The sequence below is a fragment of the Streptosporangium sp. NPDC049644 genome, from assembly GCF_040675205.1.
GTDB classification, from domain to species: domain Bacteria; phylum Actinomycetota; class Actinomycetes; order Streptosporangiales; family Streptosporangiaceae; genus Streptosporangium; species Streptosporangium fukuiense.
Genome location: NZ_JBFAOJ010000022.1, coordinates 78896 through 103445, shown reverse-complemented (window position 1 = coordinate 103445; position 24550 = coordinate 78896). Strand labels below are relative to the sequence as shown.

Annotated in this window: 21 protein-coding genes; 9 read left to right on the top strand and 12 right to left on the bottom strand. The window is 70.8% G+C overall.

The window, feature by feature from the left end:
* Nucleotides 1–14: 14 nt before the first annotated feature.
* Nucleotides 15–1610: a bifunctional 3'-5' exonuclease/DNA polymerase gene (locus AB0J58_RS15680; RefSeq protein ID WP_364215584.1), complete on the top strand. Its 1596-nt coding sequence runs from the start codon at nt 15–17 to the stop codon at nt 1608–1610.
* Between the two features lie 48 nt (nt 1611–1658).
* Here AB0J58_RS15680 and AB0J58_RS15675 read toward each other — a convergent pair whose 3' ends face one another.
* The 5 genes from AB0J58_RS15675 to AB0J58_RS15655 form a co-directional block, all read right to left on the bottom strand.
* Nucleotides 1659–3020 (bottom strand): MFS transporter, encoded by a 1362-nt coding sequence (locus tag AB0J58_RS15675; protein ID WP_364215581.1) that lies wholly within the window; start codon nt 3018–3020, stop codon nt 1659–1661.
* A 55-nt stretch (nt 3021–3075) separates the two neighbouring features.
* Nucleotides 3076–5154, bottom strand: coding sequence for a protein kinase (locus AB0J58_RS15670; RefSeq protein ID WP_364215578.1), 2079 nt, complete (start codon nt 5152–5154; stop codon nt 3076–3078).
* Nucleotides 5155–5378: 224 nt separating this feature from the next.
* The gene (locus AB0J58_RS15665; protein ID WP_364215575.1) at nt 5379–6785 is read right to left on the bottom strand and encodes a DUF1116 domain-containing protein; all 1407 of its coding nucleotides are present in this window, start codon (nt 6783–6785) and stop codon (nt 5379–5381) included.
* A 70-nt stretch (nt 6786–6855) separates the two neighbouring features.
* Nucleotides 6856–8244 carry an FdrA family protein gene (locus AB0J58_RS15660; RefSeq protein WP_364215573.1) on the bottom strand — a complete coding sequence of 463 codons (1389 nt, stop codon included), beginning with the start codon at nt 8242–8244 and terminating at the stop codon, nt 6856–6858.
* Nucleotides 8241–9125 carry a DUF2877 domain-containing protein gene (locus tag AB0J58_RS15655; protein ID WP_364215570.1) on the bottom strand — a complete coding sequence of 295 codons (885 nt, stop codon included), beginning with the start codon at nt 9123–9125 and terminating at the stop codon, nt 8241–8243. The genes AB0J58_RS15660 and AB0J58_RS15655 overlap by 4 nt, the downstream gene beginning before the upstream one ends.
* Before the next feature lie 190 nt (nt 9126–9315).
* On the opposite strand from AB0J58_RS15655, the gene AB0J58_RS15650 reads away from it, so the two are divergent.
* From AB0J58_RS15650 to cutA, 6 genes are all read left to right on the top strand, one after another.
* Complete coding sequence (locus AB0J58_RS15650) at nt 9316–10878, top strand: PucR family transcriptional regulator ligand-binding domain-containing protein (RefSeq protein ID WP_364153282.1); 1563 nt, start codon at nt 9316–9318, stop codon at nt 10876–10878.
* Between the two features lie 48 nt (nt 10879–10926).
* On the top strand, nt 10927–11148 hold the full coding sequence (locus AB0J58_RS15645; RefSeq protein WP_343967406.1) for an RNA-binding S4 domain-containing protein: 222 nt from the start codon (nt 10927–10929) through the stop codon (nt 11146–11148).
* 325 nt (nt 11149–11473) lie between these two features.
* Nucleotides 11474–12856, top strand: a complete 1383-nt coding sequence (locus AB0J58_RS15640; protein WP_364215568.1) for a solute carrier family 23 protein — start codon at nt 11474–11476, stop codon at nt 12854–12856.
* Nucleotides 12853–13722, top strand: a complete 870-nt coding sequence (locus tag AB0J58_RS15635) for a xanthine dehydrogenase family protein subunit M (protein ID WP_364215565.1) — start codon at nt 12853–12855, stop codon at nt 13720–13722. The genes AB0J58_RS15640 and AB0J58_RS15635 overlap by 4 nt, the downstream gene beginning before the upstream one ends.
* A complete protein-coding gene (locus tag AB0J58_RS15630) occupies nt 13715–14191 on the top strand; it encodes a (2Fe-2S)-binding protein (RefSeq protein ID WP_364215562.1) in 477 nt (158 codons plus the stop codon). The genes AB0J58_RS15635 and AB0J58_RS15630 overlap by 8 nt, the downstream gene beginning before the upstream one ends.
* A gap of 78 nt (nt 14192–14269) precedes the next feature.
* Nucleotides 14270–16678, top strand: coding sequence for an aerobic carbon-monoxide dehydrogenase large subunit (cutA, locus tag AB0J58_RS15625; protein WP_364215559.1), 2409 nt, complete (start codon nt 14270–14272; stop codon nt 16676–16678).
* 200 nt (nt 16679–16878) lie between these two features.
* Here the strand turns inward: cutA and AB0J58_RS15620 are convergent, their stop codons facing one another.
* The 4 genes from AB0J58_RS15620 to AB0J58_RS15605 all read right to left on the bottom strand — a co-directional run bounded on the left by AB0J58_RS15620 (nt 16879) and on the right by AB0J58_RS15605 (nt 20501).
* Nucleotides 16879–17517, bottom strand: coding sequence for a hypothetical protein (locus tag AB0J58_RS15620; protein WP_364215556.1), 639 nt, complete (start codon nt 17515–17517; stop codon nt 16879–16881).
* 255 nt (nt 17518–17772) lie between these two features.
* Nucleotides 17773–18081 (bottom strand): hypothetical protein, encoded by a 309-nt coding sequence (locus tag AB0J58_RS15615; RefSeq protein WP_364215553.1) that lies wholly within the window; start codon nt 18079–18081, stop codon nt 17773–17775.
* Between the two features lie 119 nt (nt 18082–18200).
* Nucleotides 18201–18854: a DUF433 domain-containing protein gene (locus AB0J58_RS15610; protein ID WP_364215551.1), complete on the bottom strand. Its 654-nt coding sequence runs from the start codon at nt 18852–18854 to the stop codon at nt 18201–18203.
* 270 nt (nt 18855–19124) lie between these two features.
* The gene (locus AB0J58_RS15605; protein ID WP_364215548.1) at nt 19125–20501 is read right to left on the bottom strand and encodes a helix-turn-helix transcriptional regulator; all 1377 of its coding nucleotides are present in this window, start codon (nt 20499–20501) and stop codon (nt 19125–19127) included.
* Nucleotides 20502–20709: 208 nt separating this feature from the next.
* On the opposite strand from AB0J58_RS15605, the gene AB0J58_RS15600 reads away from it, so the two are divergent.
* Nucleotides 20710–21519 carry an ATP-binding protein gene (locus tag AB0J58_RS15600; protein ID WP_364215545.1) on the top strand — a complete coding sequence of 270 codons (810 nt, stop codon included), beginning with the start codon at nt 20710–20712 and terminating at the stop codon, nt 21517–21519.
* Nucleotides 21520–21579: 60 nt separating this feature from the next.
* Here AB0J58_RS15600 and AB0J58_RS15595 read toward each other — a convergent pair whose 3' ends face one another.
* On the bottom strand, nt 21580–22002 hold the full coding sequence (locus AB0J58_RS15595; protein WP_364215542.1) for a hypothetical protein: 423 nt from the start codon (nt 22000–22002) through the stop codon (nt 21580–21582).
* A gap of 150 nt (nt 22003–22152) precedes the next feature.
* Nucleotides 22153–23229, bottom strand: coding sequence for a sigma-70 family RNA polymerase sigma factor (locus tag AB0J58_RS15590; protein WP_364215539.1), 1077 nt, complete (start codon nt 23227–23229; stop codon nt 22153–22155).
* Nucleotides 23230–23259: 30 nt separating this feature from the next.
* On the opposite strand from AB0J58_RS15590, the gene AB0J58_RS15585 reads away from it, so the two are divergent.
* The gene (locus tag AB0J58_RS15585; protein WP_364215536.1) at nt 23260–23445 is read left to right on the top strand and encodes a hypothetical protein; all 186 of its coding nucleotides are present in this window, start codon (nt 23260–23262) and stop codon (nt 23443–23445) included.
* Between the two features lie 176 nt (nt 23446–23621).
* On the opposite strand, the gene AB0J58_RS15580 is transcribed toward AB0J58_RS15585, so the two are convergent.
* On the bottom strand, nt 23622–24293 hold the full coding sequence (locus AB0J58_RS15580) for a hypothetical protein (protein WP_364215533.1): 672 nt from the start codon (nt 24291–24293) through the stop codon (nt 23622–23624).
* Nucleotides 24294–24550 lie beyond the last annotated feature (257 nt).

Sequence of the window (24550 nt, the reverse complement as noted above, 5' to 3'; positions counted from 1 at the left end):
GGCACTGTTGGCGTATGAACGTGTCAGTCGCGGCCACTCCCGGCGGTGGGGGCGTGCTGCGCGTGGACGGCGAGTCCGCCGTGGCCGTCGCCGATCTGGTCTCGGCGGTCCGCGAGCTGGAGGCCCGGCGGCCACGCTGGGTCTGGGCCGACACGCGGGAGGTCTACCCCGCGTTGCTCGCCGCCGGCGTGCGGCTGGCGCGCTGCCACGACCTGGCGCTGACCGAGAGCCTGCTCCTGGCCCACGAGGAACGGTTCGGCGAGCCCCGCTCGGCCAGGGCCGCCCACGCCAGGCTGCACGGGCTCCCCGTGCCGGACGACCACCAGGGACCCCAGGCGCGACAGGCCACCCTTTTCGAGGAGGAGGCGCCGGCGCCCGACGCGGACCTGGTCGCCGAGGTCCACGCCGACCAGTTGCGGCGCGTCGAGGCCACCGCGGACCCGCGGCGGTTCCGGCTGCTGGTCGCGGCGGAGTCGGCCGGGGCGCTGATCGCCGCGGAGATGGCCGCCGAGGGCATGCCCTGGCGTGAGGACGTGCACGACGAACTGCTGACGGACCTGCTCGGCCCGCGCCCGGTGCACGGCATGCGGCCGGCCAAGCTCCAGGCATTGGCCGACCAAGTGACGGCGGCCTTCGGCACCCCGTTCAACCCCGACTCCCCGCAGCAGATCGTCAGGGCGTTCAAGGCGGCGGGCGTGCCCGTCTCCTCCACCAGGGCCCACGACATCAGACAGGTCGACCACCCCGGTGTCGCGCCCCTGCTCGCCTACAAGGAGATGGCCAGGTTCTACAGCTTCCACGGCTGGGCCTGGGCCGACCAGTGGGTCCGAGGCCACCGCTTCCGGCCGGAGTACGTGGTGGGCGGCGTGGTGACGGGCCGCTGGGCGACCAACGGCGGCGGTGCCCTGCAGATCCACAAGCTGATGCGCAAGGTCATCGTGGCCGACGACGGCTGGACACTGGTCGTCGCCGACGCGGCCCAGCTGGAACCGCGGGTGCTGGCCGCCATGGCCGGGGACGGCGGCCTGGCCAGGGCGGCCGGGCAGATCGACCTCTACCAGGCGCTGGCACAGGCGTTCGGTGGCGAGCGCGACAACGCCAAGATCGCCATGCTGTCGGCGATGTACGGGGGCACCAGTGGAGACGCGCCCAAGTTGCTGGCCGTGATGCGCCAGCGCTTTCCCCGCGCCTACCAGTTCGTGGAGGACGCCGCCCGCGCGGGGGAGGAGGGCAAGGTGGTCCGTTCCTGGCTGGGCCGCACCTCGCCGCCGCCCTCGGCCGGCTGGCGAAAGCTGGTCTCGGGTCCCGAGGGAGGCCGCGCGGCCCGCGACCGCGGCCGGTTCACCAGGAACTTCGTGGTCCAGGCGACCGCGGCCGAGTGGGCGCTCGCGCTGATGGCGGTGCTGCGCGGCCTGCTGCCCGACCCGGCCAGGCTGGTGTTCTTCCAGCACGACGAGGTGATGGTGCACTGCCCGGCCGAGCAGGCCGACGAGGTCGTCGCGGCGGTCGGCAGGGCGGCGGAGGAGGCGAGCCGGCTGCTGTTCGGATCGACTCCCGTCCGCTTCCCGATGCAGGCGGTCCCGGTGCGCTGCTACGCCGACGCCAAGTGAGCTCCGCCCGGCGGGCACGCCAGTGGAGGAACGGCTGGAAACGCCTGCTCAGGGCCTGCCCAGGGCCAGCCAGGCGCCGGTGATCGTCACCATGACCGCGACGGCCGCGCCGAGCACGCCGTAGGACAGGCTGCCGACGATCACCCCGGCGACCACGGTGCCGGTCGCGCCGCAGAGGTTCGTCAGCAGGTCCGACAGACCCTGTACGGCGGTGCGGTGTGCCGGCGGCACCGCCTCACTGAGCATCGCCGAACCGGAGATCAGCCCGCAGGACCAGCCGAGGCCGAGCAGGACCAGCCCGGCGGTGATCCGCGTGACGTCGTGCGCCTCGGCCCCGCCCGTGAGGACGGCGGAGGTCAGCAGCAGGCCCATGCCCAGCACCAGCACCGGTGTCCGCCCGGCCCGGTCGGCCAGCCAGCCGACCACGGGGGACAGCACGTACATGCCCGCGATGTGCAGGCTGATCACGATGCCGATGACCGTGTACGTCGAGCCGCCGTGGTCGAGGTGGACCGGGGTCATCGACATGATCGACACCATGGCGGTGTGGCTGACCGCGATCGCGGCCAGCGCGCGTCCCGCCAGGGGTGTCTCACGCAGTACCCGCCAGGCGGCGCGGAACGTGCCTTTGTCCTGTCGCGATGCCGTGGCCGGGGTCGAGGGGGCAGAGGGGTGAGACGCGGTCTGCCGTCCCTCGTCCAGACGCTCCCCGGGGACGGGCGACGCGGCGTCCGGGGGCGGGGGCGCGGAGCGGGCGGCCAGGAGCAGGGGGTCCGGGCGCAGGGCGAGGAGGATGACGCCGAGGGTGATCGTGAAGCTCAGCAGGGCGAGGGCGAACGGGCCGCTGCCCGCCGCCAGGCCGAGCCCGGCACTGAACCGCTCGGCGGGTCCCGCCAGGTTCGGGCCGGCGACCGCCCCGACGGTGGTGGCCCACACCACCAGCGACAGGTGCCGGGCCGAGTGCCCCGGCGCCGACAGGTCGGTCGCGGCGTAGCGGGAGGCCAGGTTGCCCGCGCTGGCCGCGCCGAACAGCACCAGCCCGGCCAGCAGCAGCGGCCACGAACCCATGGCGACGGCGAGCAGCGAGACCAGGCAGCCGATCAGGGCGCACCCGTAGGCCAGGGTGAGCCCGGCCCGTCGGCCGCCCCGGCCGGACGATCTGGCGGTGGGCAGTGCCAGCAGCGCGGCGCCCAGTACCGTCGCGGTCCCGGCCAGTCCGCTGAGCGTCGTGGAGCCGGAGAGCTCCTGCACGGTCACCGAACTGAAGCTGAGTCCCACGGCGACCCCGATCCCGCCGCTGATCTGGGCGGTGGAAAGGACGGCGAGCGTTCGCCGCTGCACCGTGGCGATCCGCGCACCGCCGTCACCGCGGGTACCGGAGATGTCGGGGGGCGTGGTATCGGCGGTCACGAGTGAAGTCTGCCATCACTCGTGACCGGACCGGGAGACCGTCTCGCGGGCGGGCTCAGTCGGCGGAGGTGAAGGTGGCGAAGAAGGTGCCCAGGATCTCCGAGTTCTTCTCCCAGTCGAGATCCTGCACCCTGAACGTGATCTGGTAGGCGGTCTGGCCGTTGACGGCGACGTAGCGCGTCAGCCCGTGCATCGGAACGCCGTTGGGCTGGACGTAGGTGTACTCCCAGTCCGCGGCCTTCCAGCTGCGGTAGTTCACCACCGTCACGCCTACCTCGGTGTATTCGTCCAGGCCCTTCTTGCTCGCCTTGCCGAGTGCCGCCACCGGGTCCTCGACCGGCACCTCGACGACGACGATGTTCTGCCCGCCGCCCTTCGGCCCGGAGAAGGTGACGGTTCCCTTGGAGTCGGCCTTCACGGTCCAGTCGCCTGGCACCGCGCCGGAGACCCCGGCGGCGCTCGCCAGTTTGAAGCCGTCGGGGATCTCCTCGTCGGACCCGGAGGACGTTCCCGGGTCGGCGGGTGCGGAGATCGCCGCCGAGGGGCCCGTGGAGTTCGCGGTGCCGGAGTCGTCGCCGGGCAGGAAGGCGATGAGCCCGGCGACCACGATGGCCAGCACGCCGCCCCCGCCGAGCATCAGCAGACGGCTGTCGGGGCCGCTGCCGCGCGACCGGCCGCCCTCGCGCTCCGGGGCGCGGCGCGTGCCCGCGCGTGTCCCGGCCCTGCCGGGTGAGGTCAGGGCCTGGGAGTTCCGTACGGCGTCGGAGGTGGGCTGCTCCTGCGGGGCCGGGGTGGGTCCCGGGATCGGCCAGAGTGCGGCCCCGCTCCGCCCGTCGCGCGGCGGTGCGGACGGCGGGACGCCGGGGAGGTCGCCGGAGAAGCTGGTCAGCGCGTCGAACGGGTTGCCGTCAGGTCCGGTCGCCGGGCTGCGCAGCGCGTCGTACCCGCGCTGGTGCCCGCCGCTCTGCGGGGTCCTGGGGGACGAGGAGTGCCCGGGGAGGGAGAGCAGGTCCGCGCGGTGGCCCCCGCTCGGGCCGGCGAGTGCGTCGTAGGGGGGCGCGTGGCCCCCCGGGGAGTCGGCGGCCGGGTCGTAGGGCACCCGGATCGGGCCGGAGGGCGTCTCGATGATCCGGGAGGGCATCGGCCCCGAGGGCACGTCCAGCGGGGGCATCAGGTGCATCGGAATGGAGTCGCCGGGGACCGGCATCGACGGGGGCGACGGACTGGGCGTGCGGTTCGGGGTGCTGGAGCCGTGGCTGCGCAGCACCCGGTCCAGTAGGTCCGACACCTGGGCGGCGCTCATCCGGTCGGCGGGGTTCTTGCGGAGCAGGCCCTCGATGACGGTGATCAGGGCGCCGGCCCGCTGGGGGCGGTTGGGCTCCTGGGTGAGGATCGCGCCGAGCACGGCCACCGCGTCAGGACCCTCGTAGGGGGGCCGGCCCTCGACCGCCGCGTAGAGCGTGGCACCGAAGGACCAAAGGTCGGAGGAGTGAGTGACCTGCTGGCCGGACAGCCGCTCCGGCGGGATGTAGGCGGGGGAGCCCATCAGCAGGCCGGTCTGGGTGATCGTGACGTCGCCCTCTATCGCGGCGATGCCGAAGTCGGTGAGCACCACCCGGTCGGAGGTCAGCAGCACGTTGCCGGGTTTGACGTCGCGGTGCATGATTCCGGCGGCGTGGGCGTGGCGGAGCGCGTCGAGCACCCGGATGCCGATCTCGGCGGCCTGGACCACCGGCAGCGGTCCGCTCTGTCGTACGGCCTGCTCAAGCGACCAGGCGCGGACCAGCTCCATCACGATCCAGGGGCGGCCGTCCTCCTCGACGACGTCATGGACCGTGACGATGCCGGGGTGGCTGAGCCGGGCCGCCGAGCGGGCCTCGCGGAGCATCCGCCGGTGCGCGCCCTGCTTGCCCGCGTGGTCGAGCCCGTAGGGGAGGATCAGTTCCTTGACCGCGACGTCCCGGTCGAGCAGGACGTCGTGGGCGTGCCACACCATGCCCATCCCGCCGCGGCCCACCGGTGACACCAGGCGGTAGCGCCTGCCCACCAGCCTGCCCTGGCCCTCCGGCGTGGCTCCGGCGAAATCGCCCCCCTCAGGCCCCTGGGGGTTTCTCCCGAGCAAGCGATCGGTCATCGTACCCCGTTCCCCACAACCAGCCCTTTTTGTTAAGGCTGGACACAATATCGGGAGGTCATTCGGTAACGGAAGTTGGCCTGTGGAGAAAGCGCGCGAGGGCATTTGTCAGTGATCGGTGTTCTTTGGAGCACTGAGCCGGTGTCCACACCCTGACGTCGCCGAATGCTACCGGCGAGTGGGTGAATTGTCAGCTTCGCCCGTTCCTAATAGCCAACGGATCACTAAACCGATCCGTTTCCATGATCGACCGCCTCGGCCAGCGCGGCCAGCGCCGTGGTGAAAGCCGAGGCGGGCGGGCTGACCAGACCCGCGCCGACCTGTCCGGTCCCCGCGACCCGGCCGGCGATGCCGGTGTTCACGGTGGGCAGCAGGCCCGTCCTGGCGACCAGCGTGACATCGACGCCGACCGGCGTGCCCCGGAAGTCCAGCCCCGGGATCTGGTACGCGGGATGCTCGGCCAGGGTGATCTCGTACATGGAGCGGGTGGCCGCCATCGCGTCCGAGACGTCACCGCCGACGAACCGCACGATCGCCGGGGCAGCGGCCATCGCGAAGCCTCCCAGGCCGGCCGTCTCGGTGATCGTGGAGTCGCCGATGTCGGGATTGGCGTCGTCCGGACCGTACGCGCCGAGGTAGAGACCGTCCGGCACGCCCGCGGGGCCGGTGAACCAGCGATCGCCCAGCCCGGAGACCTGGACCCCGAAGTCCGTGCCGTTGCGTGCCATCGCGACGACCATCGTGGAGCCGGGGACGTTCCGCGCGGCGTCCGCGCTGACCTTGCACGCGGCCATGCCCGCGTTGAGGAAGAAGTGGTCGTTGCCGTTGATGAAGCGGAGCACCTCGGCGGCGTGGCCGGGAGCGGCCTCCGCCACCTCGGGAGCCAGTTCGCGGACCAGCAGCGAGGTGGCGGCACGGTTGCGGTTGTGCAGTTCGTCGCCCATCTGCAGGGCCTGCGCGGTCAGTGCCCGCAGGTCCAGCGGGCCGCTCCGCTCCAGGGTGGCCTGGAGCGCGGGGCCGAGCACCTCGGCCATCCAGCGCAGTCGCCTCAGCACCTCCGGGCCGTACGCGCCGTAGCGCAGCACCTTGCCCAGCCCTTCGTTGAGCGAGCAGTAGGCGGTACCGCCGTGCTCGGCGTCACGAACCTCGAACATCCACATCGACGAGGTGACCACGCCCGCCATCGGTCCGACGGTCCGGTGGTGATGGCAGGAGTCCAGCCGCGCCTGCCCGCGTGCCAGCCGTTCCTCGGCGTCGGCGGCGTCGGCGGCCAGCCCCTCCAGCAGCATCGCCCCGATGAGCGCGCCCCGCATCGGACCCGACGCCCGTTCCCACTCGATCGGCGGCCCCGCGTGCAGGAACGTGCCCTTCGGCAGGTCGAGCACCTCGTGCGCGGGCCGCACCCCGACGAGCTGCGGCCGGGCGGAGACCAGGCGGCCCACGGCCGTCTCGTTGGCGCGGCCCCTGCGCGGGTCGGCCAGCACCCGGGCCAGGTCGGCCTCGGTGCCGGGCATCGGCGGGCGCCAGTCCACCCGCGTCCGGGGGACGGCCTGGAAGTCCAGCGCCTCGCCGAGCAGGTCGGCCCCCACCGTGATCACTTCCGGCTCGCCGGAAAGCATGGTCAGCGTCATGCGTCAACTCCTGAGCGAAGAGCGGTGACGGCCGGGGGGAGAGCGGCCGATCCCCGGCGTCCGACGGCGGTCAACGAGCGATCCCGGCGGCGACCTCCGCGGCGTGTCCCGCGGCCTGGGCGTTGGAGGTGAACACCGCGGCGCCCGCCGCGTTCAGGGCCTCGGCCTGCGCGTTCAGTCCCTGTGGGTCGCCCTCGGAACCGACCAGCGCGACGATCACCGTGACACCTCGCGCGGCGGCCCCGGCGATCGCCGGCGCGAGCGTCGCGGCGGGATCGGGGTCGGCGCCGTGGCCGAGGACCACGTCGAGCAGGACGACCTCGCCCGGCGGCACCTCGGCCAGGGCCTCCAGGCGGAGCGTCGGGTCGATCATCGGGTGGGCCCGGCCGACCGTGTAGGCGTCGTCGCCGAAGTCGGTGAACTCCCCGCTCCCGGTGATCAGCCGCGCCTCCACGCAGAGCGTCCCACCCGAGTAGATGCCGCGCAGACTTCCCGCGTGCTCCCCCGCCGTGCCGGGGGCGGGCCAGGACGGCCAGGCGGGGACCGGGGCGCCGAGGGCGCGCAGGGCGGTCTCGGTCGCCGCGGTCAGGTCGTCCTGGCCGGGGCCGAGCAGGGCGGTCACGACCGGAGTGCCGAGCTTCGCGATGGTCTCGGCGACGGCCCGCGCGACCTCGGGGGCGGGAGGCTTGGAGATCAGGACGATCAGCTCGGTCGCGGGGTCGGCGTCGAGGGCCTCCAGGGCACGCAGGGTGGACAGCCCGCCCACGTCCGCGGACAGGTCACGGCCGCCCACACCCAGCAGGTGGGAGATCCCCACTCCCGCGTGGTCCAGCAGGCAGGCCACCTGCTGCGCACCGGTCCCCGAGGCGGCCACCAGACCGACCGGGCCCGGCCGCAGGACGTTCGCGAATCCGAGACCGGCTCCGCCGATCACCGCGGTGCCACAGTCCGGACCCATGACCAGCACGCCGAGCTCGGCGGCACGTCGCTTGAGCAGTACCTCCTGTTCGACCGGCACGTTGTCGCTGAAGATCATCACAGACAGGCCGGCCTCGACCGCGTCCAGCGCCTCGGCGAACGCGTACGGCCCGGGCACCGAGACCAGGGCCAGCGTGGCGGCGCGCTCGCGGGCCGCGGCACGGACCGTGTGCGGGGGGTGCTCGACGGCGGTGCCGCCGGCCGGCATGGCGGAGAGTCCCGCCAGCAACCCGTCCAGTTCCGCGAGGGCGGCCTCCAGAGTGTCCGCCCCGCCGCCGCGCAGCGCGATCAGCAGGTCGGCGGGGCCGGCCTTGGGGAGGTCGAAACCCAGCTCGGCGGCGATCCCGAGGTTGAGTTCCGTGGCCATCGCCACCACCGCGACCTCCACACCGGGAAGCGCGGTCGCCGCCCGGCTGACCCGCATCAGGCTCACGGAGTCGTGGTAGACCCCGGTGCGCACCCGGACCACATCAGTGCTCAATTGCCCCTGCCTTCCAGATCGATCACCGCCGCGAGCCCGATGCGCAGCCCCCACGCCAGGTCGGCCCCCGAGGTGTGGCCCAGCTGGAGCAGGCGGTGGAGCGCCGGCTCCAGGGACTGCCGCCCCGCCAGGCCCCGCAGCACGGCCAGGACCTCGCCGCTGGCCTCGCCCCTGGCGGCACAGTGCAACAGCGCCGCCGATATGGGGGTGGTCCTGCCCCGTACGTCGAAGGTGACGGCGGCGGCCAGCCAGTCGGCCAGCCAGACGGCACGATCGGCCCCCGTCGCGCCGCCCAGGTGGCGCAGCGCGACCAGCAGCCCCGCGAGCACGTCGTCGCCGCTCGGCGTGAGCCCGGGGCCCAGACCGATCAGCTGCTCGGCGGCCACGACGCTTTTCAGCAGCGAGCCCTCGGCGCACCCCTGGGCCAGCAGGTCGGCGGCACCGTTGCCCTCCAGCCCCGAACGCCTCGAAGAGCGCTCGCACAGCCCGGCCATCGCGGGCAGCGAGCGGACCAGCTCCGCCACCTTCACGGTGCCGAGCGGTGGGGCCGGGTTCCACCAGCGGTGGGCCCGCAGGCTGAGCCGCCCGACGTCGATCGAGCCGTCGCCGACGCACGCCTCGTCCCCCACCGCGACCTGAGGCATCGGGTCGCTGACCACCATGGCGTTGGGCAGGCGGGTGGCCTGCCCGGTCACCACCGCGATGACCTGCGGCTCCAGCTCGGTGCGTATCTCAAGGTAGACGCCGGCGGGGAAGGCCGCCAGCACCCGCGCCGGGCGGCGAGGCGCCTCCAGCACCTGGCGCAGAGTCGTGCTGGCCGCACCGGTCCCATGTGTCCGCACGTGTACGCGTCGCGCCTTTGGACGCGTTCCAACGCTCATGAGCGCTCCTCGGCAGGCCCCGTGGGTGTGAAGGTGCTCTCTCCAGCGGTTCGCTCGCTCACGGACTCCCCCATCCATTGAGCCGTACGGTAGAACGGGCGTGGACGCAGGCCGTACGGATAAAGGTGCCAACAGTCAGCCCAAAGGTTGGCTCTTCCTGACAGACGGGTCTATCGGTCACAATCGCCTCATGGAACCTCCCGTACGGCCGGCGAGCACCGGAACGATCATTCACGGAGTCGCCGTCGGCGAGGTCCTCGGCGTCTCGACACTGGCGGGAGCCCGGCTGATCGCGGGAGAGCGGGGCCTGGACCGGGTGGTGCAGCGGCTCAACGTGATGGAGGTGCCCGACGTCCTGGCCTGGGTCAAGCCGCACGAGCTGCTGCTCACCACCGGCTACCCGCTGCGCAACACCCCCCAGTCGCTCGGCAGGCTGGTGGCCGACCTCGACGAGCGCGGTCTGGCCGCGCTGGCCATCAAGCTCGGCCGCTACCTCGACGAGCTGCCGGAGGAGATGGTGGAGCAGGCCGACCGGCTGGGCTTCCCGCTGATCCAGCTCCCCGACGACGTCGGCTTCGACGACATCCTCAACCAGGTGCTGACCGACATCCTCAACCGCCAGGCCGTCGTGCTGGCCAGGGCGGAGGAGGCGCACCGGGCGCTGGTCCAGGTCGTGCTCGCCGGGGGCGGGCTGCGCGAGGTGACGGCCGAGGTGGCGGGGCTGCTCGACGTGGGCGTGGCGGTGCTGGACGGGACGGGCCACGTGCTGGCCTCGGCCGGGCCCGCCGAGCACGTGGCCGCGCTGCGCGGCGCCCCCGACTCCCGCCACACCTCGGTGCCGGTGGTGGCGGGCGGCCACCACCACGGCAGGATCGTCGCCTGCGGCGCCGTCGGCTCGATCGGTGACAGCGATGTCGGCATTCTGGAACGTGCCGCAACGGTCGCCGCGCTGGTGGTGACCCGGCAGGAGGCGGTCAACGCCGTCGAGAGCAAGTACCGCGCCGACTTCCTGCGCGACGTGCTCACCGGCAGGGCGGGAGGCTCCGAGCGGGTCTCCTCCCGGGCCAGGGCCTTCGGGTGGGACCTGCAGCGCCCGGTCACCGTGCTGGTGGCCGAACTCGACCCGGAGGGTGACGAGCGCGCCGCCCAGGACCGGCTGGTCACCTGCTGGACCGGTGCGATGCGCCGCCACGACGCGCGCGGTGCGGTGGCGGGTTTCTCCCACGAGGTCGTCACCATCGTGGACGCGGCGGTCGACGCGGATCGCCTGGCCAAGGACGCCGCCGCGGCCTTCGCCGAGTGCCTGCCCGCCACCTTCTCCACCGGTGCCAGCCGTACCGCCGTCGGCGCCGAGGCGCTGCCCGAGGCGTACGGGCAGGCGCTGAAGGCCGCGCGGGTGGGCCGCCAGCTCCACGGCAACGGCGCGGTCGCGCACTTCGACCAGCTCGGCGTCTACCGGCTGCTCTCCCTGGTCAACGACACCGCCGAGCTGCACGCCTTCGTCCGTGAGACGCTCGGCTCGCTCGCCTCCGACGACGACGCCGAGAACGCCGACCTGCGCCGCACCCTGCAGGTGCTGCTGGAGACCAACCTCAACGTGGCCGAGACGGCACGCAGGCTGCACTTCCACTACAACACGCTGCGCTACCGGATCGGCAAGCTGGAGCGCATGCTGGGCGGCTTCACCGAGGACGCCCACCTGCGGCTGAACCTCACCCTGGCCCTGCACGTCCTGCGGATGAGGGGGATCTGAGACCGGTGCTCCGCGCCCTGGGAGCGCGCGGGACCTAAGCTGTTCGGCGTGAACGAGACCTTCGAGCTGGAGACCGACTACATCCCGCTCTGTGACCTGCTCAAGTACTGCGGTGTCACCGAGACGGGTGGCCAGGCCAAGCACTTCATCGCGGACGGCAACGTGCTGGTGGACGGGGAGGTCGAGCTCCGCAAGACCTGCAAGATCCGCAACGGCCAGGTGGTGACCGGCGACGGCTTCGAGATCCGGGTGGTCGCCGCCGGAGCCTGATCCCGACAGCGGCCTCGCCCGGCTCCGCGGCGCTCCGTCCGCCTGCGGCCGTTCTTCCGGGCCGTTCTTCCGGGCTGTGACGGGCCGCCCGCGCTGCGGGTTATGTCACATACCTATATCTTTCGCCGTCCCCCGTGTCCCTCACCGGGCGTTCTCGCTGGTGGTGCGCGAGGCATTCACCGGTCGGCCGTTTAGATTTGGCAGATCATGACGATGTCCGCGCATGGACTCGGTCCTAATGTGCCCGCAACGGTAGTAAGGGACTCGCCGGAGGGATGCCCGCGGGGTGGCCACCGACCGACGGCCCGGTGAAAGGTGGGGCTCGATGGTTGCAGGTTGGACGAAACACGGCGACGGCCGGACACTCGCCCCGGGAGAGGTGGTCAGACCCGACGAGCGGTTGTCCTGGCCGCGGATGCTCGGGTTCGGAGCGCAGCACGTCGTGGCGATGTTCGGCGCCACGTTCGTCTTCCCCCTGCTGATGGGACTCGATCCCAACGTCGCCATCATGTTCTCCGGCGTCGGAACGATCATGTTCCTGCTCATCGTGAAGGGAAAGGTCCCCAGTTATCTCGGGACCAGCGCGTCGTTCGTGGGCGGCGTGCTCGCCATCCGGGCACTCGTGGGCGGTGACGACACACTCGCCGCCGACGCGATCGTCACCGGCGCCATCCTCGTCGCCGGACTGGTACTCGCGCTCGTGGGTGTGGCCGTCCACTTCCTCGGCGTGCAGGTCATCAACCGGGTCTTCCCGCCGGTCGTCACCGGCGCCGTCGTCATGCTGATCGGCTTCGGCCTGGCGCCCGTCGTCGCCGACGTCTACTGGCCGCAGGACCAGTGGATGGCGCTGATCACGATGATCGTCACCTTCGTCGCCATCGTGCTCTTCAAGGGCTTCATCGGCAGGATCGGCATCCTGCTCGGCCTGATCATCGGCTTCGTCCTCTCCTGGGTGGCCGACAAGGTACTCGGCAACATCACCGCCTTCAACGCGGTCACCGGCGCGGTCGACACGCACCCCAGGGTGAGCTTCAAAGACGTGGCGGCGGCCGACTGGATCGGCCTGCCGAGCATGCACTTCCCCGACTTCAAGTTCTCCGCCGTGCTGCTGGTGCTGCCCGCCGTGATCGCGCTGGTCGCCGAGAACGTCGGCCATGTCAAGGCCGTCGGCGAGATGACCAAGACCGACGTCGACCCGTACATGGGCCGGGCGGTCATCGCCGACGGCGCCGCCACGGTCGTGGCCAGCACCTTCGGCGGCTCCCCGACCACCACCTACGCCGAGAACATCGGCGTGATGGCCGCCACCCGCGTCTACTCCACGGCCGCCTACTACATCGCCGCCGTCATCGCGATCCTGTTCGGCCTCTGCCCGAAGTTCGGCGCGCTGGTCGCGGCCACACCGGGCGGCGTGCTCGGCGGCATCACCGTCATCCTGTACGGCATGATCGGCCTGCTCGGCGCGAAGATCTGGATCGAGAACCGGGTCGACTTCGCGGACCCCGTCAACCTCGTCCCGATCGGGGCGGGAATCATCCTCGCGATCGGCCCGGTCAAGCATATGATCAGCTCGGACTTCACGCTGGAGGGCATCGCCCTCGGCACCATCGTGGTGGTGGTGGGTTACCACCTGCTCCGGGCCATCTCCGGACGGGGCGGCGCCGGTCCGGCAGAGGTGTCCGAGCCGCAACGAGAGGCCGCCGGGTGAAACCACCCCCCTTCGAATACCACGCCCCCCGTTCTCTCGGCGAGGCGCTCGACGCCCTCGCCGGGGCCGGGGAGCACGGCAAGGTGCTCGCCGGGGGGCAGAGCCTGATCCCGCTGCTGAACATGCGGCTGGTCGCCCCCGCGCACCTGGTCGACATCAACCGGCTGGCCGAACTGGCGACCGTCGATGTCGAGCCGGGCGGTGTCAGGGTCGGTGCCCTGGCCAGACACGCCCAGGTGGAACGCTCCGAGGAGGTCGCCGCGGCGCAGCCGCTGCTGCGCCAGGCGCTCCGGCTGGTGGCCCACCCGGTGATCCGCAACCGGGGCACCGTGGTCGGCAGCCTGGCCCACGCCGACCCCGCCGCCGAACTGCCGGCCGTCCTCGCCCTGCTCAAGGGATCGGTACGGCTGGCCCGGCCGGACGCCGTCAGGGACGTGGCGGCCGAGGACTTCTTCACCGGCCCCCTGGAGTCGGCGATGGATCCGGGGGAACTGGCCGTCTCCGCGTTCTTCCCCGCCCCGCCCCCGCGCTCGGGCACCGCGTTCCGCGAGGTCGCCCGGCGGCACGGCGACTACGCCCTGGCCGGGATCGCGGCACTGGTCGCACTGGACGACGATCTGAGGATCACCTCGGCCACGGTGGCCTGCGTGAGCCTCGGCCCCGTCCCGGTGCTCGTCGACGTCACCGCGGCCGTCGGCCACCGGCCGCCGGACTCGGCGGACTGGGCCTCGGCGGCCCGCGCCGTGCAGGACCGGATCGAGCCGGAGGCAGACATCCACGCGACCGCCGCCTACCGGCGGCATCTCGCCGGAGTGCTCACCGAGCAGGCACTCCGTGACGCCGCCAGGGAGGCCGTAGGTGCATGAGATCACGCTGACCGTCAACGGGGTGGTCAGGCAGGCCTCGGTCCCGGCGCGGCGGCTGCTGTCCGACTGCCTGCGGCACGACCTCGGCCTGACCGGCACGCACGTCGGATGCGAGCACGGGGTCTGCGGATGCTGCACGGTGCTGCTGGACGGCGAGCCGGTCCGCTCCTGCCTGACGCTCGCGGTCACCGTGGACGGGCGCGACGTCACCACGGTGGAGGGGCTCGCCGACCGGGACGGCACGCTCTCGCCGGTGCAGCGGGCCTTCGCCGAGTGCCACGGCCTGCAGTGCGGCTTCTGCACGCCTGGCTTCCTGTGCACGGTGACCGCGCTGCTGCGGGACAATCCGGCGCCGAGCGACGAGGAGGTACTGGAGGGCATCTCCGGCAACCTGTGCCGGTGCACGGGCTACCAGAACATCGTCAAGTCCGTCCACCGCGCGGCCGAGATCATGGCGGAGGAACCTTGAGCGGGCGCGGGAGATTCCAGGCGGCCCCGGAGGACCCGCGGGCGGGCGAGGCAGGAGACACGTCCCGGTGAGGCGATCATGACCACGAAACTGTTCGGCGAGCCGGTCCAACGGCGCGAGGACCCCCGGTTGCTGACCGGACGCGGCCTCTACCTCGACGACCTGGCGCCGGGGGCGCTGCAGGCGGCGTTCGTCCGCTCCCCGCACGCCCACGCCCGGATCCGCGACATCGACGTCTCGGCCGCCATCGAGGTGGACGGGCTGGTGGCGATCTACACCTGGGAGGACCTGCCGGGCGCGCTCGCCGAGCCGCTGCCGCTGCTCATCCCGCATCCGGCGCTGACCCACGGCCGCACCGCGTACCCGCTGGCCCGCGAGATCGTCAGGCACGTCGGCGAGCCCGTGGTGATGGTCGTCGCCCGCGACCGCTACCTCGCCGAGGACGCCTGCGCGCTCATCGAGGTCGACTACGAGATCCTCAAGCCGGTGGTCGGGGTGGAGGAGGCCGCGCAGTCCGCCCAGCTCGTGCACGCCGACGTGCCGGGCAACGTCGGCGCGCACCTGGTCCAGGAGGTGCCCTCGGCCGCCGGGCTCGGCGCGCGCGAGGCCATCGACGCCGCGCCGCACACGCTGGCCTTCCGGCTCGACATCGAGCGCAGCGCGTCCATGCCGCTGGAGGGGCGCGGCGTGCACGCCCGCTGGGACGCCGACGACCGCTCGCTGCGCGTCCACTCCAGCACCCAGACCTCCACCAGCGTCCGGATGGCCATCGCGGCCAAGCTCGGCCTGCCGCTGCCGAAGGTCGAGGTGGTCGCCCCGGATGTGGGCGGCGGTTTCGGGGTGAAGATCGTGCACCCGTGGCCGGAGGAGATCCTGGTCCCGTGGGCGGCGATCACGCTCGGCCAGGAGGTCAAGTGGACCGAGGACCGGCGCGAGCACTTCGTCTCCTCCGCGCACGAGCGCGCCCAGCTGCAGTCGGTCCGGGTCGGCTTCGACGACGAGGGCAGGATTCTGGGCCTGGACGTCGAGATCCTGCACGACCACGGCGCCTACACGCCGTACGGGATCATTGTGCCGATCATCACCTCCACCCAGCTTCTCGGCCCGTACCGGATCGGCGCCTACCGGGTCGAGTTCTCCTCGATCTACACCAACACCGTGCAGGTCACCCCGTACCGGGGGGCGGGCCGCCCGCAGGCGGTCTTCTGCATGGAGCGGACCATGGACCACATCGCTGAGCACCTGGGGGCCGACCGCACCGCGGTGCGCGCGGCCAACTTCATCCAGCCCGACGAGTTCCCCTACGACCAGGGTCTGATCTTCCAGGACGGCCGGCCGCTGATCTACGACAGCGGTGACTACCCCGAGTCGCTGCGGCTGCTCAAGGAGCTGATCGGCTGGGACGACTTCCCAGGGCTGAAGGCCCGCGCCGCCGCCGAGGGACGCGCGATCGGGATCGGGATCGGCTGCTACGTCGAGGGCACCGGCGTCGGCCCTTACGAGGGCGGGCACGTCCAGGTCACCTCCGACGGCCGGGTGCACGTCTCCACCGGGCTCACCTCCCAGGGCCAGGGCCACGAGACGGTGTTCGCCCAGATCGCCGCGGCCGAGCTGGGCGTACCGCTGGAACGGGTCTCGGTGGTCACCGGCGACACCCGCAGGTTCGGCTACGCGGTCGGCACCTTCGCCTCGCGGGCCGCGGTGATGAGCGGCAACGCGATCGCCCTGGCCTGCAGGAAGGTCAGGGAGAAGGCGCTGCGGATCGCCGCCGAGGCGCTGGAGGCCGACCCCCGCGACCTGGAGATCGTCGACGGGGAGGTGCGGGTGGTCGGCGCCCCCGGCAGCGCGATCCCGCTGGCGACGGTGGCGGTGCTGTCCAACCCGCTGCGCTACGCCTTCGACGCCGAGGCGGCCAGGGCGACCCAGTTCGCGGGCGCCTCGTCCTTCGACCGGCCGCCGGTGGCCGAGGGGGAGGAGCCGGGCCTTGAGGGGCGCGACTACTACTCGCCGATCCGCTCGACCTTCGCCTCCGGCATGCACGCGGCGATCGTGGAGACCGACCCGCTGACCGCCGAGATCCGCATCCTGCGCTACGTGGTCGTGCACGACTGCGGCAACCTGATCAACCCGATGATCGTCGAGGGGCAGATCCACGGCGGGGTCGCCCAGGGCGTCGGCGGCGCGCTGTACGAGAAGATGGTCTACGACGGCCACGGCCAGCTGCTGAACGCCTCGTTCATGGACTTCCTGATGCCGTACGCCACCGAGGTGCCCCTCGTCGAGACCGCGCACCTGGAGACCCCGTCACCGCTCAACCCCCTGGGCATCAAGGGGGCGGGGGAGGCGGGGGTCATCCCGGTCTCGGCGGTGATCGCCTCGGCGATCGAGGACGCGGAGGGGATCAGGATCGACAAGATGCCGATCTCGCCCTCGGAGCTGTTCGACCTGCGCCGCGCGGCCCCCGGGCGGTCCACAGCCGGAACCTGACCTTTCGGGTGATCGGCCCCCGCAGGGCCGCGCGACGAACGCGTCGTCGATTCCAATCGCCAGCGAACACATCGCTTTCCGCTGAAGCCGCCCAAGTGCGGGCCGGACCCTGTCCGGCTCACCCTGGCCCCTTGCCGGGCTCAAACGGGACACGCGAAGACCTCGTTCCAGCCGCGTGACATGGGCGATGACCGTCGAGGTCAGAGCGTCAGCGTCAGCACTGCCCACGCCACGCCCGCTCCGGCCGCCGCACCCGCGATGGTCTGGGCGGGCGTGTGGTGGGATACCCGTACCCGCGCCCAGCCGATCACACCGACGAGAGCGGCACCCACCGCAAGAGTCGCCGCGGCAGGCAGCACGTGCGCCAGCACGACAGCCGCCCCGGCGGCCACCCCCGTGTGAAAGGAGATCTTCCACCTAATCGTGATCGAACCCATGACCAGGACCCAGCCGAGCATCACCGCCGCCGTCGCCGTCACGATGGTCGGCGCGTCCAGCAGGGCGAGCAGCACCAGGCCGATCGTCACCGCGGTCAGACCGGCGAGCATCGGCCCTCTACGGGATTTCCGGTCGACCAGGTGCATCGAGTCCAGGCGGCCCCGCCGCACACCGACCGCGATCACCCCTACGGGCAGGCCGGCGCACAACGCCGCCGCGAGCAGACCCCACGCCGCACCTGTCCACCCGTGAGCGAGCAGGCCTGTCAGCGGCGGCAGCGCAATCGCGACGTACTGGGGAGCGGCCGCCTCCGTCACCACCCAGGCGAGGCCCCCACGCTCTTCCCCGCTCCCCGGGCCTCGCCTGGGCGCTCCCACATCGTTCACATGTTGATCAGCCATGCCGCTCCTCACCCTGTTACCGCTGACCCGGCGGTGGTGCTCACATCGGCATTGGCGTCCACCGGTAACGCGGGTGAATTCTCGCACTCGATCGCCTATATGCTGATCGACCTCTTCGATCGGAGGAGGAGCGCGCGGCCGTGGACCTGGTCGTCGGGCGGGTGGAGACCTTCGCCACCGAACGGCTTCGAAGGCTTAACAGCCAATGTGCAGGTGACTTCCGTCCACTGGTTTACGGATTCCACAGCAGGAGGGCTACGTCAGAGACGGCCAGTATTTCGGCGAGATCGTGACCGGGTCGATGACGCGCAGGCGGCTGGCCGAGGTCGGGTCGATGCCGCGTAAGGTCACCAGACGTTGCCCGTCCGCCTCGCTGAGAAGGGTGAGGGCAGCGGGCAGTCCGGCGGCGACCGTGGCGATCGCGAGACCGAGTCCGATCAGGCCAGGATGCTTGTGCGGGTATTCGATCCGATGCAACCCGGAGGCGGCGATCGCCTCGACTTCCCGGGGACGTTGCATCTGCCGGGCGTCGTTGGTCAGGATGACCTGAAACCCCTCGGCCACCGCCCGGGGGTAGAGGTTCTCATCCCGTGTTCCGGACCAACGAGAGATCCAGCAGGTGGACGATCTCATGCCCCAGGACGAAAGCGGCGATGGCCTGGTGGAGCGGCCGGGACACGTTCTCATCCAGCAGCAGCCTCACGAGGCTCCTTGGGGGGATCGTAGCTGTCAACGTAGTCGGCGAAATCGGCGGCATCCAGGGCCGCTGTGGCGGTTACGCTCGGGTAGTACTCGGAGATCCGCTCCGGGAGGACCCCGTCTCGGAGCAGTGCGGCGACCTCGTCATAGGGGACGCGGGTGCCCTCAATCACGGGCACCCCACCGCGAACCGCCGGATCCACCGTCACGTGCGCGCGAGGCCGCAGCAGCGGCGGGATGTGCCTGCCGTCACGGTAGAACGGCTGTAGGACATCGACCATCTCGTGGATGACCACGTTGGCCTTCCTCCGCACCAGGTCGACCGCCTGACCCGGCTCGGCCAGGTAGATGCTGCTGCCGTCGGCGACCAGCGTGTACGACGAGAGATGGTCGTGTTCTTTCAGATCGCCACGGAGTGTGTCGAGCGCCCGCCTGATCTTCTGCAGTGAGGCGTCGTTACGCAGCTTGACGCAGGTTCGCAGCGCCACCACATCGCGAAAGGAGTAGAGGACGGGTCGCGTGCCGGAGATCTCCGGTATCAGCACCGCGCCCCGTCTGACGCCGGCCTTGCGCCAATGTGCGAGCTGGCGGAGCGTGGCGCCTGACAGCGCGGCAGCCAATTTCGGGTCGTACGTCATCACCTCACCCCTTCCGCGCTCCGTGAACCACACTTCCGCCTGGCCATCATCGCAAATCCCGCTACGCCAGCCGGGCGTTACGCGGCGCCTTTCGCAGTCTCGATGCTTCTGGCCGGACAAGGGACGACATCATCGCAAATCCCGCTACGCCAGCCGGGCGTTACGCGGCGTCCTTCGCAGCCTCGATGCCTCCGGCCGAACGAAGGACGCCGTCACCGCCGCCCCCGTCGCATAGGGCTTCGATGCCGCAGGCTGCCGGGCGGGTGAAGGTCAGGCGGCGAGTTCGTGGTTGAGGTGGTCGCGGAACTCGCGGACCATCATGCTGCCCTTGTACGGCTCAAGCTGCCCGGCGAACTGCCGGAGGCGCTCCACCAGACGTGGGGAGGCCAGCGCTTTGATCGCCGGAATCGCGGCCCGTGCGCGGGTGATCCCTTGCTCCAACTCACCCGTCCCGAGGTATGCCTCGGCGGCGTTGACCTGGGCAAACTGCGCCGCGCGGACAAAGCGCCCGTCGTAGCCCTGTATCGCTGTTTCCGCGAAGGTGACCGCCCGCCGATGCTCGCCGATCTGTTGCCAGCAGCAGCCCATGGCCGCGACCAGCCCCGGCCTGCCGTATGAGGCAAGCCATTCTGGGTCACGATCGTCGGAACCCTGGTCATATGCGTGCTCGGCCTCGGCGAGCAGCCGCTCGACCTGCTTGGCGGCATGTCCGCCAGGGATCCCGTTTCCCTTGGTCCGCGAAGCTGTCGCTCCGGCCTCCTTGACCAGCATCAATGCCATGACACGTGGGGGAGCTCCGGCCCGGCGCGCGGTGTCGACGGCGGCGCGGGCCAGCCATCCCGCCCAATTGGGCTGCTGCAGATAAATCGCCTGTTGTGTCAGCGTCATCAGCACCCAGGCCCCTGCCAAAAGGTCGTTTCCGGCCTTTGCCAGTTTGAGTGCTTGGCCGAAGTGGTGCTGGGCCTTGCCGTGCTGGCCAAGATCGAAGGCGGTCCAGCCCGCCAGTTCGGTCATCCCCGCCGCCGCGACCATCAGTTCGGCCCCGACCTTGTCGTTGTAGCGACCACGCAACAGCGGTGTCACGCTGCCGTTCAGATAGTTCATGACCACCGGGCGCACCACTCCAGCCCCGAACTGCTGGTCCATTTGGCTGAACGCCCTGCGGGATTCGTTGATCCGGGTGACGTCGGAGAGACCCACGACCGGCCCGGATCCGTGGTGCGCGGTCGACTCGGCAGGGACGCCGTAGCTCCAGGAGACCAGCCACTCGCCCAGGGCCGCGGGCACGAACGGCAACGTGGCCAGCATCTCGCGCCGAGATGAGTCCAACTCACACCTCCACAGATGCGTGACCGCCTTCACGGTAGCCGCCTGCGAACCGTCTCCGAAGTCAGCGTTCGGCCACGATGATGTCGCCGCGAAGGCCCACCCTTCTATCCAGCGCTCGACTTCCACCGCATCCACCTCGAACACGGCCGCGATCCGCTTCCGGCTGTACGCCCGGACTCCCTGCTCGCCCCGCTCCCACCGCCCCCAGGCCGCGGCGGACACTCCGACCGCCTCCGCCGCCGCCTCCTGCGTCATCCCCCGTCGCTTGCGCGCCCTGGCCAGCTCCGGACGCCCCTTGCCGCCGCATAGTTCACCCACGACCGTTCTCCCCTGGTAATCGAATGACAACTCATTGTGATATTCGAAGACCTTCGGTCGCTACCCTCCGAGAAAACGTTCAGTTAACGTCCGCCTCCGGAACGTAACGAGATCGGCCAACGGCCAACGAGCGACGCTGACGTTCCCCCCTCCGGTCACCCTGACCTTTCCTGTTGTGCACAGCCCCCACAGTGAACGGAGCGTGCTCATGCGGTCAGCCGACGACATCCCCCCGGGTGCCCAACACCACCCGGCCGAAAGCCCGGCGCCCCTGCCGGACCAGAGCTGGAAACACCTCGGCGCGACCGGGCAGGGCACCACCCCGTCAGTACACGACACCGGGGCGACGGCGCCGAACACCGAGATGAAGAGGCGACACGCGGGGGTGACGGTGCCGGGCGCCGAGGCGGTGGGATTGGACATCGAGATGGGAGGGCTGGGCGCCGAGGTGGGAGGGCTGGGCGGCGGAGCGGTGGGGCCGGACGCCGGGACAACGGGGCGGGACGGTGGCGCGGCGGGGCAGAGTGACATCCGTGCGCTGGTGAAGGTCCTTCAGCCCGGCTCCGCCTCGCGCCGCGCCCGCGCCGTCGTCCGGGAGGTGCTCCAGCGGGCCGGCCTGCCCGAGGACGACATTGACACCGCCGAACTCATCGTCGCCGAACTCGCCGCCAACGCAGAGAAGCACGCCCGCCCCCCGTACGAGCTACGGATCTTCAGCCTGGACGGCATCCCCACCTGGTGCGAGATCGTCGACGGCGACCCCGACCCGCACGAGATCCGCCTCATCCTCAACCTGCTGCACTCGGTCGAGGAGATCGGCCTGCCGCTGCTCGCCGAGAACGGTCGCGGACTGCTCCTGGCCCACCGGCTCTCCGATGGTCACTGCCAGACCTATCCGGCCATCACCCTCACCACCGCCACCCCCGGCAAGGCCGTCGCCTTCGCCCTGCCCACCCTGTCGGGCGACCGCCTGATCTTCCCGCCCCTCCCGGACCTCCGCCGCTGGTCCTCGGCGTGAAGGACAGCGGGGTCGCGACCGCGCCAGCGGTCAGCAGTCGCTTTGTGGTCGTGGTGTCGGTCATCGGACGCGGGTCTGTTCGGCGTGGTAGCCGCCGCCGGGCCAGACCCAGTCCCCGGACAGGGTGTCGCCGTCGGGGCTGAACCGGGCGCGGTAGTAGGCGGGTGAGCCTTTCTCGCCACTCCAGATGGTGAGCGTGTCGCCGTTGAGCTCGTAGACGTAGTCGAGGGTCTCGCCCTGGCTGCCGTAGAACCGGGAGGTGATGTCCTCGCTGGGTTCCTCGGCGCCGAACGGCCTTTCCCGGCCGATGATCTCGATGCCGGTGATGGGCTGGCCGGCCTGCCGCAGGTCGACCTCCTGCTTGAGGAAGTGACGGCCTGCCAGCCAGGAGTAGGTGACCTGGCCGGTGGCCTCGCCGCTCACCTTCCAGGTGCCGACGAGCCGGTCGAGCTCGGCCAGCGCGGTGTCCTGCCTGTTCGACATGGGGTCCTCCCTCGTACGCTGCGATGCTGCTGGGCTTGTAGGTATGACGGCACGGCGCCGGAAAAGGAATCGGTGCCCGGCTCAGCCGTGCAGGAATTCCAGCCGGCACCTCACCGGCCAGGGGCACCTCGCGCCGTTGGAATCCCACGTTCACGGCAGGACCAGGGGCAGGCCGAACGCGGCGAAGTGGCGTGGTGCGAACGACGTGATCGCGGTGATCCGGCCGCCGTCGATCCGCAGCACATCCAGCACCTGGCCGCGGAACCGCCCGGCCAGGTCCTTGGTCTCGGGTGCGCGGGAGTGTTCGGCATAGTGCGCGACCGCGGGTTGGAGATTCGCGCCGGTGACCACGCAGTGCCAGCGCCCGTGATACCACTCCGAGCCGGAGTCGAAGACCTGTCCGGTAAGGGTCAGCAGCGCATCCCGCCCGACCAGCCACGCCGGGTGTGGCGGCATCGTCATCCGTACGTCCTCGGCGAGCAACTCGGTGAGCATGTCCAGGTCGGCTCGCTGATGCGCCTGGACGTAACGTCGCAACAGCGCGCGCTCGTCCGTACTCGGCTCGGCCGAAGGCGCCCAGTCCTCGCGCCGCTGGGGCAGGTGCTGTCTCAGCGTCGCCCGCGCCCGCTGCAACGTGCTCTTCACCGACGCCACGCTGGTGTCCAGCAGCGCGGCCGTCTCGGTGGCGGGCCAGCCCAGCACATCCCTGGTGATCAACACGGCTCGCTGCCGGGCGGGGAGATGCTGGATCGCCACCAGGAAGGCGAGCTCGATCGTCTCCCGCGCGACCGCCACCGCTTCCGGTCCTTCGGCCCCGTCGACGGCCGGCTCCAGCAGCCGATCCGGGACCGGCTGCAACCACGACACATCAGCAGGCGGCTGCACCGGCGTACCCGACTCCACCAGCGGCGGAACCCGGTACGGCGCGGCCCGCCGCTTGTTCCGGTCGATCAGGTCCAGGCATGCGTTCGTCGCGATCCGGTACAGCCAGGCCCGGAACGTCGACCGCCCCTCATAGGTCTCCCGGCGGCGCCATGCCCGCAGGAACGTCTCCTGAACGATGTCCTCCGCGTCGTCGTAGGAGCCCAGCATCCGGTAGCAGTGCACTCGCAACTCCCACCGCAAAGGCTCGACGAGCGCTCCGAACGCCCCCTTGTCGCCGGCCGACGCGGCGCCCACCACGGCCGTGTCCGCCATCAGAGCGGCACTGCCTTGCTCCTCGACCATAACCATCCCCCCTTACGCCGACATGCGTCAATGACCATAAGACGGCCACCGCCACCAGAAGAAGTCGGATCGCCTGCGACCCTCGGTATCAAGGGGAGCGGGGAGCCGGGGTTCATCCCGCTCTCGGCGATCGAGGACGCCGAGGGCATCAGGATTGACAGGATGCCGATCTCACCCTCGGAGCTGCTCGACCTGCGTCGCGCCGTCGCCGGCTGAACCTTGGCGTTTTCAGGGTCCCCATGGCCGGGTCTTCTCGGCCGGACAGGACTCAATCTCCGGAGTGACGAGGTCGTCGCGGATCATTCGGCCGGACGGCTGTGGTCCCAGGCGGTGCTGAAGAGGATCAACGCGTAGAAAAGCCCCTCCTCGTCTCTTCCTGTGTCCGGAGACACTCAGGCGCCGGATTGGGCACGGGGCGTGCCGATCGTATCCGAAGGGGCAGGCGTGTTCTGGGAAAAAGGGAGCTGGATGGCCGGTCGCAGGCGGGACATCACCTCGATCAGTTCGTCCACGGTCATACCGTGCCCGTTCAGAGTCGCTCCGGACCATCGATCGGCGAAAAGACACACCGCGCCCGGTTCCCTCTCGTAGGTGTTCGGATCCTTGAAGAGCGTCGACGGGTAACAGGCGGCGGCGCCGCCGAGCGGCGCGGTCCGCACCACGACGATACCGCCGGGACAGGTATCGACGAACTGGCGACCCCGACCCCGACTCCAGTGGCTTTCGGTCGCCGACTCCTGAAGAACCTCTTCGAGCGCCGCCGCCGGATCGCCGTTCTTCACGATGGGAGAGTAGGACAATACCTCGACCTTGTTTTCGTGGGCCGTCTGGTAGGTCGCGGAGAAGACGGTCTCCCCATGTGAGCGAACGGAGATGCGGGGCATTCCCGCCGCGGTGAGTGGCAGATAGATGTCGGTCTCACTGCTCGCGGCCGTTTGCGGCCAAGTGCCCTTGGGCGGTGAGACGCACGGCTGAGAATCCTCCACCAACACGCTGATCGGGATCGCGGCGGCCAGAAAATAAGCCAGCCAACTCCGCAGCAGCTGCCACGATTTTTCACTCACGCCTATGTGCTCCTATGTGTATCTTCCGTGATATATTCGCGCGCCGATCTAGTGGGCTATCCTAGGATCTAGATGAACACGTCGTCTTAAATTCCGAAGACCTGAAAGCACTGATCAGGCCCCACTGCCTTCCTTGCTGCGGCATCGCTATCGTGCGGGTCGTTTCATTCTTGAAGTGATTGCAGTGGATTTCCGCCCACGGCGGAAAGTCTTTTCGGTCGGCTCGCCGACGCGGACGTCCTGCACAGTGAGCTTTC

Coding starts and splice junctions, on each gene's coding strand:
- AB0J58_RS15585 (WP_364215536.1), top strand. CDS start 23,260: ATGACCATAAGACGGCCACCGCCACCAGAAGAAGTCGGATCGCCTGCG.
- AB0J58_RS15670 (WP_364215578.1), bottom strand. CDS start 5,154: ATGACCGATCGCTTGCTCGGGAGAAACCCCCAGGGGCCTGAGGGGGGC.
- cutA (WP_364215559.1), top strand. CDS start 14,270: ATGACCACGAAACTGTTCGGCGAGCCGGTCCAACGGCGCGAGGACCCC.
- AB0J58_RS15650 (WP_364153282.1), top strand. CDS start 9,316: ATGGAACCTCCCGTACGGCCGGCGAGCACCGGAACGATCATTCACGGA.
- AB0J58_RS15620 (WP_364215556.1), bottom strand. CDS start 17,517: ATGGCTGATCAACATGTGAACGATGTGGGAGCGCCCAGGCGAGGCCCG.
- AB0J58_RS15610 (WP_364215551.1), bottom strand. CDS start 18,854: ATGACGTACGACCCGAAATTGGCTGCCGCGCTGTCAGGCGCCACGCTC.
- AB0J58_RS15640 (WP_364215568.1), top strand. CDS start 11,474: ATGGTTGCAGGTTGGACGAAACACGGCGACGGCCGGACACTCGCCCCG.
- AB0J58_RS15665 (WP_364215575.1), bottom strand. CDS start 6,785: ATGACGCTGACCATGCTTTCCGGCGAGCCGGAAGTGATCACGGTGGGG.
- AB0J58_RS15595 (WP_364215542.1), bottom strand. CDS start 22,002: ATGTCGAACAGGCAGGACACCGCGCTGGCCGAGCTCGACCGGCTCGTC.
- AB0J58_RS15655 (WP_364215570.1), bottom strand. CDS start 9,125: ATGAGCGTTGGAACGCGTCCAAAGGCGCGACGCGTACACGTGCGGACA.
- AB0J58_RS15680 (WP_364215584.1), top strand. CDS start 15: ATGAACGTGTCAGTCGCGGCCACTCCCGGCGGTGGGGGCGTGCTGCGC.
- AB0J58_RS15600 (WP_364215545.1), top strand. CDS start 20,710: ATGCGGTCAGCCGACGACATCCCCCCGGGTGCCCAACACCACCCGGCC.
- AB0J58_RS15590 (WP_364215539.1), bottom strand. CDS start 23,229: ATGGTCGAGGAGCAAGGCAGTGCCGCTCTGATGGCGGACACGGCCGTG.